Source organism: Acaryochloris sp. CCMEE 5410, from assembly GCF_000238775.2.
GTDB lineage: Bacteria > Cyanobacteriota > Cyanobacteriia > Thermosynechococcales > Thermosynechococcaceae > Acaryochloris.
In genome coordinates this window covers 1,125,189-1,140,328 of record NZ_AFEJ02000001.1, presented here as the reverse complement: position 1 = coordinate 1,140,328, position 15,140 = coordinate 1,125,189, and the positions used below count along the sequence as shown (strand labels likewise).

Genomic DNA, 15,140 nt, shown 5'->3' with positions numbered 1-15,140 from the left:
CTAACCCACTTTTTTAGACGCCAGGACCTTAATTTTAGTCACCAGAGTTTTTTTCAGGATTTCGTAATCCGTCGCCGACCCAGAATTGGGTTTAGGGAAAAAGTCTAAGGCCCCCGCCTGCATCAGATTAAAAATATTGTCTATATCCGATGGATGCACACTATTGCTGATGACCAGTATGGGGCAGGGAAAGTCCTGCATCACCTTTTCGGTAAATTCTAAACCGTCCATATTGGGCATCTGCAAGTCGGTGCAAATGACATCTGGCATTGTTTGAGAAATCACTTTTAAACCTTCACTGCCATCCTGGGCTGTCCCCACAACATTCACTTCTGGGGCAGAATCCAACAATCGATGCAGAATCTGGAGGGCTACTGCAGAATCTTCTACTAGAACTACTTTGATTGGATCAGTCATGATGCAATTAACCTCCTTAAGGTGTCGATAAGTATTGTTTGATCAAAATTTCCTTTGGTCAGGTAAGCGTTTGCCCCCGCTTCCGACCCGCGACGCTTGTCTTCTTCCTTCGCTAGCGTAGTCACCAACACAATGGGAAGTTGTTGGTATTCTTGACGCTGCCGAATCTGCGATGTCATTTCCAGCCCACTCAAATTCGGCATCTCCACATCAGAGACCACTGCATCAAAGTGCTCGACCTGCAGCTTCTCCAGTCCCTCTTGACCGTCTACTGCTGCAGTGACCTCATAGCCAGCCCCTTGTAAAATCCGCTTCATTTGGGTTCGGATTGGAATAGAGTCTTCGACCAATAACACCTTCGACGTCACGGTCCCACTGAGATGCTCAAAGAAGGTTAGATCGGCAACACCTTGAGTGGATTGCAAGAAATCTTGGGGATTGAGCACCATACAGATCTCACCATTCCCCAAAATAGTGGCCCCGGTGATGTTCCGAATGCGTTTCAGCAATTTACTCTGGGGTTTTAGTACAATATCCTGCTGATCTACGAGTTGATCGATAAATAGCCCCAAGCGTTCTGAACCAATTTGGAGAATCACACAAGGAATATTTGTGCGTTCAGTTTTTCGTCTATCCTGTTCTGCTGGTAATTCAAGTACATCCCTCAGCCACAGGACAGACAAAGGTTGGTCTTGCTCCGTAATGGTAGGATGCCCTTCCATTGTAAAGATTTGGCCAGGGGTGACACTAATCATCTTGTCTACAAATTCCAGGGGAATCGCGTAAGGGTGCTGATTTACCTCAACAATGAGGACCGCGGTGGTGGTTAAGCTAGAACTGAGGGTGAGTTGAAAGGTGCAGCCTTGGCTGGGAATCGAACGAACTTGTATGGTGCCTTGTAGTCGTTCCACATTGGCCCGCACCACATCCAAGCCGACCCCACGGCCTGAAATTTCCGTTACTTGGGTCCGAGTCGAAAACCCCGGTGCAAAGATCAAGGATTGGACTTGGCTGGTCGTCATGCGGTCTAACTCGGCCTTAGTATGTAGACCTCGCCTCAAAGCAGTCTCTTGGATCTTGGCCAACTCCAAACCTCGGCCATCATCTGTCAGTTCAATGGCAATACTGCTGCCTAATTGAAACGCCCTTAAACGGAGGGTGGCTGTTTCAGGCTTACCCATCGCCATCCGTTCGGCGGCAGACTCGATGCCATGGTCGATGGCATTGCGAACCAAGTGAGTTAAGGGGGCCTGCATTTGCTCCAAGATGTTTTTATCCGCCAGGGTATCTGTACCTTCTAAAACCAGCTCAATCTGTTTTTGCTGTTGTTTAGCCAAATCCCGCACCATACGAGGAAACAGTTGAAATAGGCCCGCAACAGGTAACATCCGCAAGTTGCGAATACCACTTTCTAATTGGTTCGCCGTAATATCCAAGCGGGTCGAATCTTCTCCCACCTGGGCCTTGAGATGCTCAATCTGGAACCCTAAAGCAGACAGACGTTGCTGATGAACTTGAAAAACTTGATCCACCAACCCAGCATCGGTGGTAGAAAGTTGCTGCTTCAGCGTCGCTAAGCTTAATTGTTGAGCGAGCAGATCAGCGGTCCACTGTTCTCGAAGGGTGGCTAACTGTTCCACTTCCCCAATTCTCTGGGCAATTCGAAGTTTCGTAACGGCCAACTCACTTGCCTGGGTCATCAACTGATCCAGCTTGGCTGCCTCTACCCGGACGGTATCAACTTGATAGGACGAAACTGGAGAAGCTATGAGTCCTTTAGTTGGTTTAGGTTGATCATCGTCTGGAGGAGACTGCTTTAATAATTGATGGAGTTCTGCCGCTAGATCAGGATCGTTGTCTTCTGCAACTTGGATCAAAGTTGGCTTCGGGTCTATGGGGACAGCCTCATCCAGCTCAGGTGAGCGAAGGTCGGCAGTTGTTGCTGGAGTGTTGCTATCCTCTGCAGCCATCAACTGGGCCAGGACATGAAAAACACTCACATCCGTTTGTTCCCCGGTGACGGCTGTATGGGCAATTTTGCGAACTGCATCCAGTCCGGTATAGAGGCGATCGCATAATCCGGATGTTAAAACTCGTTCCCCCTGCTCAACTTCAGACAAGAGATCTTCCATCTGATGAGTAACGGTCTCGGCATCTTCAACCCCCAGCATTCGCGAATCCCCCTTGAGGGAATGGGCGGCTCTCAGGAGTGCTTGCAACTGCTGTCGATCCCCAGGATGTTTTTCCAGATAAATCAAGCCCGCTTCTATGGCTTCGATATGTTCGGTACTGGCAGCTTGGTAAAGTCCACGCAGTTCGTCATCTTCGATGAACATGGTTGTTATATTTACTTCGATACAAAGTAGAGGTGAGCAAGGAGAGTCCAAGTTTTCGCCATGGCATCCCCCGAACTCCAGGTGAGTTTTTCTTTCTCGATCGGGAGTCAGTCTTAAACCGAAACCGCCAATTGTTGAGCAACATCCGTCAACTGTTCAGTGGATGAGTGTACGTCATTCACTGCAGACGCAGTTTCTTGGGCACCCAGGTTAATGGTATTAATCGCGGAAACAGCTTGCTGGACCACAACCGCCTGCTTCTTGGAATTCTGCGCAATATTTTGACTACTTTCAAACACCTCCTGAATAGACTGGGCCATTTTCAGAATCACTTCATTGGTTGCTTCAGCCAGTTGAATTCCCTTCGTCGCCGTTTTGGTGCCTTCATCCGTTACCATAACGGTTCTATTAATGGAGGCTTGAATGTCTGCAACCAGGGTATTAATCTTGTCGGCAGAACTTCGGCTTTGGTCCGCTAGCTTTCGAATTTCACCGGCAACCACCGCAAAACCTTTTCCTTCCTCCCCGGCTCGGGCCGCTTCCACCGCTGCGTTTAGGGCCAGCATGTTGGTTTGATCCGCAATCCCTGCCACCAATTGGGATACGGAGGAAATTTGCCCAGTCTGTTCACTCAACTGCATAATTTGCTCAGCAATTTCTCCTACTTTCATCCGCAGCTTGTTAATCCCTTCTACAGTCTCAGTCACAGATTGGGTTCCAGTATTGGAGAGTTCCAGGGCGTCTTGGGCTCCTTTGGCTGACAGACTCGCTTGCTGAGCCGCTTGCATAGAGGCAGTCCCCAATCCTTCAATCGTGATCGTGGTGTCTTTCACGGATTGAGTTTGTTCGGAAATAATTTTTTCTTGTTTGCCAACGGTTTCAGCAATCGCATAGGAACTGGTGGCTACAGATCCCACTGAACTCGTTAACACCTTTGAGGCTTGCTGAATTGTCCAGAAAATAAATCCAAGAATAGCCAAGTTCAGAGCCATCACACCAAACTGCGTATTGCTCAGCCCCGTAACATTATTGGTTGCTGCGTTTTCTGCTGCAAACACAGCCTCATTGGTTAATCCAAAGAAGTCTTCGCTTTCAGCCACTAATTTGGCTTTTAAGCTAGGATTTTGCCGATATTGATCAATCGTTCCCTTTAGAGCCTGCCAATCAGTTTCTACCGCCTGAATTTTTTCGAGGAAAGCTGGATCTGTAGCTTTGGGTAAATCGAGTTCGGGATCTCCGTTGATCAAACCGTTGATCAAACCATCAATTTTCTGGCGCAGAGGGTTATCTTGTGTGCCATTGGTCTCTAGCTTGACCAATCGTTGGGTTGCCCCCCGAACAATACCAGCTTTGTTCACCACGGAACCGTCTAGGGTATTGCGACTGATATTGCTTACTGTATATACAGTGGTTCCTACTGCAAAAGCCGTCAAGCCTGCAACGGTCCATCGGAGTTGGTTTGTAATTTTCATTGAATTGCCTGTGTCCTCTGATTGATAAAGGGTGGGGAAGAAGTCTGCAGATAGCGGTTACAAAAAGCTGAATGAACCATCCCTAGTCCCAGGTACGATTAGCTAAGCCACATTCAAGACTCCTTGGCTAATCATTTTCGGTAAATCCAGAATATTGAGGTATTGATTGTCGTAGAGAATCGTTCCTTGCAAAAACTCACGGTAAGCAGCGGAGACAGCGGCTGGGATGGGGGCAATTTGGGCTGATGATAATGCGGTTACATTGACCACCTCATCAACGGTGAGACCTGCCACGACATCGTTTACTTCAAATACGACCGCTTTTTGCGGAGACTCACTCAATTCGCCGGACAGATTTAAGACTGTTTGGATATTCACCAAGGTCATCACTTCCCCCCTTAAATTGATGTTGCCCACAATATGTTGGGGACAACAGGGAATGGGGGTCACGGACCGAATATTGATAAATTCTCGAACCCAACTTAAGTCCAAACCAAAATACTGGTTGCCTAGGCCCACAACCGCTAGAGATCGCAAATCAGCAGGATCGGTGTCGGTGAGTGCCTCCCTTAAATTGGCTGCCCGCTGCCGAAAAACGTCTTGATCAACCTCAGACGCGTCGGGGCAATAGCGCTCGAAAAAAGTACCCAGTTTAGGAGGCTGAGAGGGGGGAGGGGCAGGGGCAACTGCCTCTTCCAGATCAGCCTCTAATCGGTGATCTGATCCAGAGTTAGCTACTTCTAGATCAGCCATTAACATTGGCTCTGAATCAGAGTCATTCAGTAGCGCTTCCCACTGTTGATGCAGAGCTGCGATCTCATCTGGATCGTCCACCTCCTCCAGCGCCTCTGCAGATGTATCTGTGTCTAAGTTGAGGGAAATTTCAGGGAGTTCAGGCTCCACTGTATCCAGTTCAGATTTCCAGACTAAGCTAGCGACCTGATCTGGCTGACGGATCAGGGAATCTGGGTTGAGCAATACAACAGGAACCTCTAATTCCTTGGTGACCCCTTTTATATAAGGAGACCCTTGAGGTCGGCCATAATCTATCGAGGTGTCGATAGCTGCGGTATCAAAGGTGAGTACATCTTGGACCTGATTAACGACTATCCCGACTTGAATACCTTGCCAGTCCATAAGGATAACGGCGTCTTTGAGGGTGCAGGTGGGCTGAGATTGGCCCAACCGACAGGCCAAATGCATGACCAGGACAATTTTTCCTCGCAGATTCAGCATACCGATAATATCTGGCGGCGCTTCCGCAAGGGGCGTTAGTTCCGGTAACGGAAAAATTTCTTGTACGAGTTCAGCATCAATTCCATACCGCAACTCTTGGAGTTGGAAGACTAGATAAGCTTGGTTGTCCATAACCCTATATCCTTTGGGAAATACTCGAACCCGCTAACGATTCACTGTGGGGGCAGGAAGGTTCTTTTCAATCACACTGAGTAACTTTTCTTTTTTGACAGGCTTGGTCAGATAGTGGGTTGATCCGGCCATTTGGCCTTTAACCTTGTTGATTAAGCCATCCTTAGCTGTCAGCATAATGACCGGTAGATCTCTGAACTTCGAAATGCCCCGAACCGTTTTACAAAATTCAATGCCGTCGATATCCGGCATGGTGACATCCAACAACATCAACTCTATGGGATGGCTATTTAGAAGGTTGAGGGCTTTAACGGCGTTACTTGCGGTCAAAACTCGATAGTGATCACATAACGTTCGTTTGAGCATGGTTTGCACAACGACACTGTCATCCACGCTCAAAATTAAGGGTAAGCTCTGTTGAGCCGTTGAAATTGGGTTTCCACCTACATATTGAAGCTGATCGCCAGCGAAGATGACCCAACTCATCTTTTGCCAGTGTAAGTAGAGATGGCCTAATTCCAGTGGATCGCGTTGCAACTGCTCGGCAATATCCAGCAAGGATCGGTTGCCATCAATCCATATTCTCAGATGCTGTTGAGCGTACTCGTCATCAACTGTCTCATAATTACCCTGCAGAATGGACTGAGGGATGGCATCCATGGAAGGAATCGCCGGTGCCAAGGAGGCCCAGCCCTGTTGTCGCTGGGTCAATGACAAACAGAGCTGCTGCCAATTATAACCGTGGCCGTCTTCGCCATAGGCCAAATCAAAGTCAACGGCCTCTTCGGTTCTCAAGGTACCGGCATAGGCCCATAGTTGATCGAGACAAGACACGACTTGCGATCTCATCACCTTTTCCACGTCGTCCCAGCCAAAAAGATCGAGTCGGAAGTAAATCGCTAAGTACGCCAGAATTGAGGTGGAATCTTTTGTCCTTTTTTCAGCTAACGTCATTGCCGCCTTCATGACCTTAAGCTTCAGCTTCTCACCCACCAATTGGGAAAACTCAAGGGGAGTAGGCAAGGTTCTGCCCGCGTAGGTGATCGCCCCCTTATGAAAGGCAATTACCCGTGATCTGACCTTGTCCTGTTGACCAAGGGCTGCATTGATATAGACGACACCTGAGAACTCTTCCTGGTGCAGTTGGTCTAGCGTTTTCTGTAATTTTCCTGCTCCGAACTTAAACATTTCATTCCTTCCCCATGAGAAAAGTGCCAACCCTAAAATTCAGTAAAGGGCGACTTTTGAATCTAGTCGGGGTACATTCCCCGTTGCTTGCGACGAAAAGTAAAGATCACAAACCAAGCCTACGGATTGGGCGTGAAACATCTCTCATACCCCGTCTGCTTTCAGCGGCGTAGTTGATTACTTAGCCTGCTAGTAAAACATCTAGATAAAGCCCACTCTTAAAAAGAGTTGAATCTAGAATGGATGGATATTTTTAAATTCACTATTATTAGTTGACACTTTGCACTTTTATATTAGTTTGCCCATTTAAAAGGCAGATTATTGCAGGAGGATTTGGGAAAGAAATAATGCCCAAGAAAATAAATTCAGACACTAAAAAATTAAGTTCTGTTTGAAAGAAAAATCCTTAAAATCATCATTGTTTTTGTATCAAACGTAACTAAAATATTTAATTTTGTATAAATTAATACGGTTTTTATTCATGGCTTATTAGGCTCGGCAGTCTCTTGCAGAAGGCTCAGAATTTTATCTATAGATCGGGAAACTCTCAGGGAAAACTCATACCGCTTCGTTTTAATGAGTCTGTAAGTTAAGGGGACTAGCCCCTTAATCCCTTTGTTTAATGAGCAATACGCGCTTTCGACCCATACTCAAATCCTCTCGATTGATGTCTTGAAGCTGCAAAAAATAAACAAACATGGCATAGTGCCCATGAATGACCATTCATTACAAATCCATCGTTGACCAATATGACGTATTTAGAATCCGCAGCAGAGTTTTACAGTCAAGTCGCTGAAACCCCAGAAGTGGGCTTATGTTGTGTCCAAAGTACTCCTTTGCAACTGCCGGGCCTGGTGGTGCCTCCGCAAATGCAGGAAATGAACTATGGATGTGGTACAACCGTTCATCCGACGGAATTATCGGGTAACCCTACGGTTCTGTATGTTGGCGTGGGCGGTGGCTTGGAAGCCCTGCAATTTTCCTACTTCTCCCGTCGCCCCGGCGCTGTGGTTGCCGTAGATCCAGTGGATGAAATGCGCAAAGCGGCTGCCCGCAACCTGGAAATTGCCGCCGAAGAAAATGAGTGGTTCGACACCAGCTTTGTCACGATTAAAGAAGGCGACGCCTTTGCCCTGCCGGTTCCTGATAACTCCGTGGATGTTGTCGCTCAAAACTGCCTCTTCAATATCTTTGAGCCCGAAGATCTGTCTCGCGCCCTGCAAGAAACCTATCGAGTGCTGAAACCCGGTGGTCGCTTGGTGATGAGTGACCCCATTTCCACTCGCCCCATTCCAGAACACTTACAGCAAGATGATCGGTTACGAGCCATGTGTTTGTCGGGCGCTCTAACCTACGAACAATATGTTCAGCGCATTATCCATGCTGGCTTTGGACAAGTTGAAATTCGAGCCCGTCGCCCTTATCGCCTGCTCGATCAGGAAAACTACAAGCTAGATCAGCATTTGCTATTAGAGAGCTTAGACTCCGTTTCCTTTAAGGTAGATATTGCCGAGGATGGGGCTTGTGTGTTTACGGGCAAGATGGCGGTTTATACCGGACCTGAAGAGTATTTTGATGACAAGGCCGGTCACATTTTGAGTTTAGGCATTCCCCTCGCCGTGTGTGACAAGACGGCAGCCAAACTCGCCAAAGCCCATCCCCAAGCAATTATGATCACCGACTCGACTTGGTATTACGACGGTGGAGGCTGTTGCTAAACGACGCCGTTTGTTGTTGTGGATCGAGCTGTTATGACTGTATCAACTAACTCAACCCTCACTCCGTTTGCCCAAAAGCTGGCTGCCCCCCTGACAAAGCATAAGATTACGGTGCTGCAAATTAATTTAGGGCGACGGTGCAACTTAGCCTGTAGCCACTGCCATGTTGAGGCTAGCCCTAAGCGCACCGAAGAGCTATCCCCAGAAATCTGTGAGCAGTTGGTTGAATTGATTCATCGATTCCCTCAGATTGAAACCGTAGACTTAACGGGGGGTGCCCCGGAGATGAATTATGGCTTTCGTCCCTTAGTCGAGGCAGCTCGATCACACAACAAGGAAGTGATTGTTCGCTCAAATCTAACGATCTACTTTGAACTGGGGTTTGAAGATTTACCGGACTATTTTGCTCGGCATCAACTACGAGTGGTGGCTTCCTTGCCCTGTTACCTGGAGCAAAATGTAGACAAAATGCGGGGTGATGGCGTTTTTGACAGCTCGATCAAAGCGCTCCAGCGGCTGAATCAGTTGGGCTATGGCTCTGATCCTAATCTGGTGTTGGACTTGGTGTATAACCCGCAAGTGCCAACGACTCTGGACTTTGCCCTAGCGCCGGATCAGCAGCCCTTAGAACTGGCCTATAAACAACATTTAGGGGAGCAGTTTGGGATTACGTTTAACCATCTGTTTGCAATTACCAATCTCCCCATCGGCCGCACCAAGTTTCATCTAGAACATCGGCAACTTCATCAGCCCTATCTGCAGTTTTTGGAAGGTCACTATAATGACTCGACCGTTGAGCATTTAATGTGCCGCAATGAGCTATCCGTGGACTATCTGGGCAATATCTATGACTGCGATTTTAACCAAATGGAAGAGATTCCGGCCACCACCCCGCAGGGGGAGCGATTGACAGTGGCCAAACTGTTAGCGGCTGGCAGTCTTGATCTGATTGAAGACGTTAAAACAGCGCCCTATTGCTATGGCTGCACCGCAGGGAGTGGATCAAGCTGCGGTGGTTCTTTGTTATGACATCACACACATTTTTAAAGGTAAATCTATGAATCTTCGTCGCTGGAAAAAAATTCAACCTGTTTTACTGGCAGCCGTGGCCTTCTTAGTGATTACGGCCTCGCCTGCTTGGGCCGCAGATGGGGGCGGGTTTAATCCTCTACAACTTCTGCAGCAGCTCCAACAGTATCTACAACAACTCCTACTAGATGCCCTTGAGTGGGTTAAGGCTTTAGGGCCAGTCGGTGCAATTGCCTATATCGGTATCTATATCGTCGCCACCGTTGCCTTTTTACCAGGTTCTATTTTGACTCTGGGAGCAGGGGTTGTCTTTGGGGTTATTCAAGGATCTATTTTGGTCTTTATTGGTGCCACCATTGGTGCTACTATCGCTTTCCTCGTTGGTCGGTATGTAGCTCGAGGATGGATCTCCAAAAAAATTGAGGGCAATGATAAATTTGCAGCGATTGATCGGGCCGTGGGTAAGCAAGGATTAAAGATTGTTTTTCTAACTCGGCTGTCACCAATCTTCCCCTTTAATTTACTCAACTATGGGATGGGGGTAACCGGAGTCTCTTTAAGGGATTACTTCCTTGGTTCTGTTGGTATGATTCCAGGCACGATTATGTATGTATACATAGGATCTTTAGCTACTGATCTAGCGACCGTTGGCACTAGTAATCAACCTACTGATCCGGTCATTGATTTAACTATTAAAGTTGTCGGTCTAATTGCCACAGTTCTAGTGACCGTCTATGTGACGAAAGTGGCCCGCAAAGCCTTGGCAGAAGCCGTCCCTGAAACTGGCACCGCGGTTGAGCAAGAGCTAAGTTAATGCTGCAAGAAGGACTCAGCCGTCAGCAAGTGAAAGGTCGCAGACGATTACTAGCAGGATTGGTAGGGGTGTTGTTGCTTCCCTTCGTCATCCGGTATGTTCCCTTGCTGTTTGACCAGATGCATTTGGTGGAGTTTGTTCAATCCCACGGTTTATGGGGGGCGATCATCTTTATCCTGCTGCATATTGTCGCCACAGTGCTGGGGGTCCCAGGAGTCATTTTGACCATCGTGGGTGGTGTCCTGTTTGGCCTGCTGTGGGGGAGCTTTTTATCCCTAGCAGGAGCCACCTTGGGAGCCATGGGAGCCTTCTGGATGGCCCGTTACCTATTGTTAGATTGGGCCCAGAGACGTGTGCGCGATCGCAAGCTGCTCTGTACGTTTAACCAAGCCGTGCTCCAGCATCCATTTAGCTTTGTCCTGATTGTTCGCTTTGCGCCTATTTCTCCCTTTAATTTAGTGAATTTCCTGTTTGGCATGACCACGATTCATTGGTTGCCCTACAGTTTAGGAACGCTGATTGGAATTATTCCTGGGGTGATTGCCTATACCTGGATCGGGGTTGCCGGGAATGATGTCATGCATGGTAAAGGTCCTTGGCCCTTGGTGATTGCCTGTACCTGCTTAGCGGTGCTGTCGGCGATGCCGTTGTTACTGCGTAAGAAGCGATCGCTGACTTAAGCTCTTTTTAGGTTCGTGGCCCCTAAACCAGAAGCTGCCACAGAATCACAAACAGTGACAAGATAGACCCGACAAATCCCAACGACCGCAATGCTGGCACGCCAATAATGTAGGCAAAGGCATGAAAGACCCTGCAGGCCACCATAATCATTGCGGCCAAATTAATCAGCGGGTTGGCAGCTCCCGACAACTGAACGACGAGCAGGGTCACCACCAGCATCGGTAAATTTTCATAATGGTTGCGCTGAGCCCGCTCTGCCCGTTGAGCCCAGGGGGGGATCTCTGGCATAGTGTCCCGGTTGCTGGTGGCCCATTCCATTCCCCCTTCTGCAAATCGCGCCAGGGTGGGGATGTAATTGAGGGGAAGAGACCACATGGCTAGTGCCAGGGCACAAAATAATACTGTTGTCATAGCCGGTTAATCTAAGCTAAATACCAATAGCCCTAATGGTACTGAGCAATGGAATATTTGTGTGCTATGGCAGGGTAACAGTCCTGAAAATCGCCATATATTGAGACTCAGGGGTAAGACGAGAATGGATGTTAAGCAGACTGGTACTCGAATCGATCTTGCGATCGCAACAAGGATGTCGCGCCCCTCGCCGTTAGAGGTGGGGCAAACAAAAAGCCTTGACCGTGGGTACAGTTGAGAGAATTGAGGTAATTAAGCTGGATCTTATTCTCAACCCCTTCTGCTACTACCTGTAGATCCAAATTATTGGCTAGTAAGAGAATCGAACGGATAATGGCTTGTCCCTCTGCTCCCATATCGATTCGTTGGACAAAGGTTTGATCAATTTTTAGGGCATTAATCGGTAGGCTATACAGGTAGCTGAGAGAAGAATAGCCCGCTCCAAAATCATCCAGATAGAGTTCTAGCCCCAGCTCCCGCAATTGTTTCAGTAAATTTATCGTCGTCTGATCATTGCGAATAATTGTGCTTTCCGTTAGCTCTAGTTTCAGATGGGTGGGGTCAATGCGAGAGGCCGCTATGATATCCGCCACCTTAGTGACCAAATCGCTATGAAACAGCTGTTTAGCCGATAAATTGACGCTAATGCGCAGGGTCTCATAGTCCGGAAGACGCTGCCATTGACGGAGTTGATTGCAGGCCTGCTGCAAGACCGATAACCCTAAGTCCTGGATCATGCCGGACTCCTCAGCAATGCCAATCAGATCCGAGGCAGCGATGGGTTGATGGTTGCTGTCATACCAGCGGATCAACGCCTCGAAGGCATCAATGGCTCCAGTCTTCAGACAAACAATAGGCTGGTAGTAAATTTCAAAGGCTTGGCGTTCAATGGCTCGCCGCATTTCCGTTTCCAACTGCGATCGCGCCATCGTCTGGGACTGCATGCCCGTATTAAAGACCTTATGGCAGCCCTTGCCGGCGGACTTAGCCTGGTACATGGCCACATCTGCGTCTTGCAGCACCTGCTCAGCATCGTGGTAGCCAAAGTTGCTGAGGGTAATGCCAATGCTGACATCAATGAAAATTTCATGTACCCCTAAATTAAAGGGTAGGGTCAATTGTTGTCGCAGGCGCTCTGCTGTGGAGGTCGCATCTTCTTGGTTTTGGAGGCCATTGAGCAAAATAACAAATTCATCTCCACCTAAGCGAGAGGCCGTATCACCGGGACGCAAAGAAGAGAGCAGTCGCTCAGCAATGCCCATTAGCAACTGATCGCCCACTCCATGCCCCATGCTGTCGTTAATGATTTTGAACCGATCTAAATCCAAAAACAGTACTGCGAATAAATAGTCGGGGTAACGTTGCAGCTGTTTGAGGGATTGTTCGAGTCGATTAATAAATAGGGCGCGATTGGGTAGGTCCGTTAGGGGATCGTGGAAGGCATGATGGAGCAGTTCTGTCTCTTTTTGGTGATGCTTTAAGGCCCCACTAAGGCTTGCCACCAAGGTTTGCAATAGGGAAATATCGGGCGTAGACCATTGGCGCTCAATATGGCGATTTTCAAAGCTCATAAATCCCCAGAGCTGGTCCCCGATAATGATGGGGAGTAGGAACACCGAGCAAATGTCAGCTCGTTTTAGATGCGAGCGCTCAATCTCATGAAAATCTCGGGTTAGCTGGGAAAACGGTAGACGACGAACTAAGGACTGGTACCACCGTCGTTGACCAATCACATCGGAGGGAACGGTCCAAGGCAACTGTAAACTGGACGCCGACTCGGTCTTTTTTACCCAGGCATAGCGCAGCTGGGGGGTGAGCACGCCAGCGGTCGATGTATGGAGTTCACAAACATAGAGGCGATCGATCTGGGCGGCATTGCCGACCACTGCCAGGGCCTTGGTGACGGCTGTATTGAAATGGGAACCCGTGAGCAGATATTGACTGGCTTCTGCCACGGCGGTCAGTAGGGCATCCCGCTGCTGCTGAGCCAGTCGATGCTGGAGATGTTCCGTGCGATCCAGCCAACAACCGATCAGTTCTAGTCCGGGTCCGTTGGGTTTAGACACGAGCTGAAAGATATTCTGAACCCAGCGATACCCTAACTGTTTATGAAAAAAACGGTACTCGCACTCCTGCCAAACATCTAATGTGCCTTGGCTAAGGGTTTCTAAGGCCAGGGACCGATCGTCAGGATGGATCAGGGAGAGCCAGCGGGTTGGCTCTGCTAACAAATCCTGATCGGTATAGCCAAATAGGGAGGTAACGCTCTTAGAAACAGCCGTTAATTCATAGGCACCTGGACAGCTGCTATACATGACCGCAGGGCAAGCAGCAGACAGATGATCTAAGTTGGACTGTTGGTCGCTTTTCACGATTTCGGACAGCGGAGGGAACGTCACACCAAAATTACTCCAAGCACAGGTAAAACATGACTTTCACCAATTGAAATGGCGTAAATTCACGTATATTTCTGAATACTGGCTGAATAAACCTGCTTCCCTCAAAGGGTACGAGGTGATTTAGGCGGTTGTCCTCCGCAAATATACGGACATGTTTAAACAGAATATTTCGTATTATTAAGCTCGATCTCTAGGACTAGTAATTGGTCCTATTGACGGGCTCTTTTCATGAGAGCTGTAATTCTTCAAAGCCTTGTAGCGCTATGGCTTGTCAACCTTTGACCGGAGAATAGGAGTTGTTGCAGTTTGAGATTGCTTTGTGTCTAACCACGCTAGACCTGCCCCCAAGGCTTCGGCAAGGGTGTTCATCAATCGATACAAAGCGACACTGCCCAACGCTACCCCGTAGGAAAGGGTGGAGGCCTCGGTCAGGACGCCGGGGCGAATCATCAGCTGACAGACGGTAAGTTCAAACACGCCGACTCCCCCTGGAACCCCAGGGGTGACAAATCCCAGCAGCCAACCAATGCTAAAGATGCTAATCAAACGGGGAATCGCTTCAATCTCGACAGGCGTAAGGGCTTGGACGGTGAGAGCAAATCCCAGACCCCTCAGGACAATAATGCTAATTTCACCCAGTAAAGGACGCCAGGGATAGTGCTTGGGCAGGAAGGGTTTAGGTCTTCTTTTCGATTTGGATTTAGAAATAACGGCTCCGAGTTGAGACAGCCGTCGAATCAGAAATCGCAAAATTTTAGGATGGACAATAACCAATGCGGCTAGTAGTCCCAAGCCTGCCGTCCATAGCCCCCCCTGCGGTACGCTTAATAACCCCAGAATCAACCCTGCTGAAATCATTAGAAGAGTGTCGAGAATGACACTGAGGGAGGCAGCGGTGAGAGGAATCCCTACGTTTTGGGCAGCAAGGGTTCGACCATAAAGGTGGAGGAGATTGCTGGGTAAGTATTTGGCAATATTAGTGGTCAGGTAAATCTGGGTTGCCCAAATATTGCTGACGGGATGTCCTAAATCCTCTAAAATCCAGCCCCAAACCCACCCAGTCCAGGTAAAGGCAAATAGGGTGAGACCGGTTGCGATCGCAACGCTAGCCCAAGCCGATAGGGTAATCTGAATGGCTGCAATCGCCTGCCAATGCTCAAATAAGGCTTTCCCTAAAAAGGCCAAAACCGCCATTAGCAAGCCAGCGAAAAAAACGGATTTATAGCTCGCCCATAGCTGCTTCACCCAGCTCCATCGCTGCTCCATAACAATATGCTCTAACTTGGGTATAGACCGCTAGTCTTTAA

General features: G+C 48.5%; 12 protein-coding genes. 4 read left to right on the top strand and 8 right to left on the bottom strand.

All coding sequences use genetic code 11. The features are described 5' to 3' along the window. The 5 genes from ON05_RS05025 to ON05_RS05005 form a co-directional block, all read right to left on the bottom strand. Complete coding sequence (locus ON05_RS05025) at window positions 1-417, bottom strand: response regulator (protein WP_010477654.1); 417 nt, start codon at window positions 415-417, stop codon at window positions 1-3. After that, window positions 414-2,753 (bottom strand): hybrid sensor histidine kinase/response regulator, encoded by a 2,340-nt coding sequence (locus tag ON05_RS05020; protein WP_010477652.1) that lies wholly within the window; start codon window positions 2,751-2,753, stop codon window positions 414-416. The genes ON05_RS05025 and ON05_RS05020 overlap by 4 nt, the downstream gene beginning before the upstream one ends. A 113-nt stretch (window positions 2,754-2,866) precedes the next feature. Then, window positions 2,867-4,225 (bottom strand): methyl-accepting chemotaxis protein, encoded by a 1,359-nt coding sequence (locus ON05_RS05015; RefSeq protein WP_010477650.1) that lies wholly within the window; start codon window positions 4,223-4,225, stop codon window positions 2,867-2,869. A 102-nt stretch (window positions 4,226-4,327) separates the two neighbouring features. Next, the gene (locus ON05_RS05010; protein ID WP_010477648.1) at window positions 4,328-5,593 is read right to left on the bottom strand and encodes a chemotaxis protein CheW; all 1,266 of its coding nucleotides are present in this window, start codon (window positions 5,591-5,593) and stop codon (window positions 4,328-4,330) included. Between the two features lie 33 nt (window positions 5,594-5,626). Next, the gene (locus ON05_RS05005) at window positions 5,627-6,781 is read right to left on the bottom strand and encodes a PleD family two-component system response regulator (protein WP_010477646.1); all 1,155 of its coding nucleotides are present in this window, start codon (window positions 6,779-6,781) and stop codon (window positions 5,627-5,629) included. 749 nt (window positions 6,782-7,530) lie between these two features. Here ON05_RS05005 and arsM point away from each other — a divergent pair. The 4 genes from arsM to ON05_RS04985 are packed head-to-tail and all read left to right on the top strand — an operon-like array spanning window position 7,531 to window position 11,022. After that, complete coding sequence (gene arsM / locus ON05_RS05000; RefSeq protein ID WP_010477644.1) at window positions 7,531-8,499, top strand: arsenosugar biosynthesis arsenite methyltransferase ArsM; 969 nt, start codon at window positions 7,531-7,533, stop codon at window positions 8,497-8,499. Between the two features lie 33 nt (window positions 8,500-8,532). After that, entirely contained in the window at window positions 8,533-9,528 is a 996-nt protein-coding gene (gene arsS, locus ON05_RS04995; protein ID WP_010477642.1) for an arsenosugar biosynthesis radical SAM (seleno)protein ArsS, read from the top strand. Window positions 9,529-9,556: 28 nt separating this feature from the next. Beyond that, window positions 9,557-10,342, top strand: coding sequence for a TVP38/TMEM64 family protein (locus tag ON05_RS04990; RefSeq protein ID WP_010477640.1), 786 nt, complete (start codon window positions 9,557-9,559; stop codon window positions 10,340-10,342). Next, window positions 10,342-11,022: a TVP38/TMEM64 family protein gene (locus tag ON05_RS04985; RefSeq protein ID WP_010477638.1), complete on the top strand. Its 681-nt coding sequence runs from the start codon at window positions 10,342-10,344 to the stop codon at window positions 11,020-11,022. The genes ON05_RS04990 and ON05_RS04985 overlap by 1 nt, the downstream gene beginning before the upstream one ends. A 22-nt stretch (window positions 11,023-11,044) precedes the next feature. Here ON05_RS04985 and ON05_RS04980 read toward each other — a convergent pair whose 3' ends face one another. The 3 genes from ON05_RS04980 to ON05_RS04970 all read right to left on the bottom strand — a co-directional run bounded on the left by ON05_RS04980 (window position 11,045) and on the right by ON05_RS04970 (window position 15,099). Further along, window positions 11,045-11,434 carry an MAPEG family protein gene (locus tag ON05_RS04980; RefSeq protein ID WP_010477637.1) on the bottom strand — a complete coding sequence of 130 codons (390 nt, stop codon included), beginning with the start codon at window positions 11,432-11,434 and terminating at the stop codon, window positions 11,045-11,047. A 131-nt stretch (window positions 11,435-11,565) separates the two neighbouring features. Next, window positions 11,566-13,833: an EAL domain-containing protein gene (locus ON05_RS04975; RefSeq protein WP_010477636.1), complete on the bottom strand. Its 2,268-nt coding sequence runs from the start codon at window positions 13,831-13,833 to the stop codon at window positions 11,566-11,568. Window positions 13,834-14,094: 261 nt separating this feature from the next. Beyond that, entirely contained in the window at window positions 14,095-15,099 is a 1,005-nt protein-coding gene (locus tag ON05_RS04970; protein ID WP_010477629.1) for a lysylphosphatidylglycerol synthase domain-containing protein, read from the bottom strand. Window positions 15,100-15,140 lie beyond the last annotated feature (41 nt).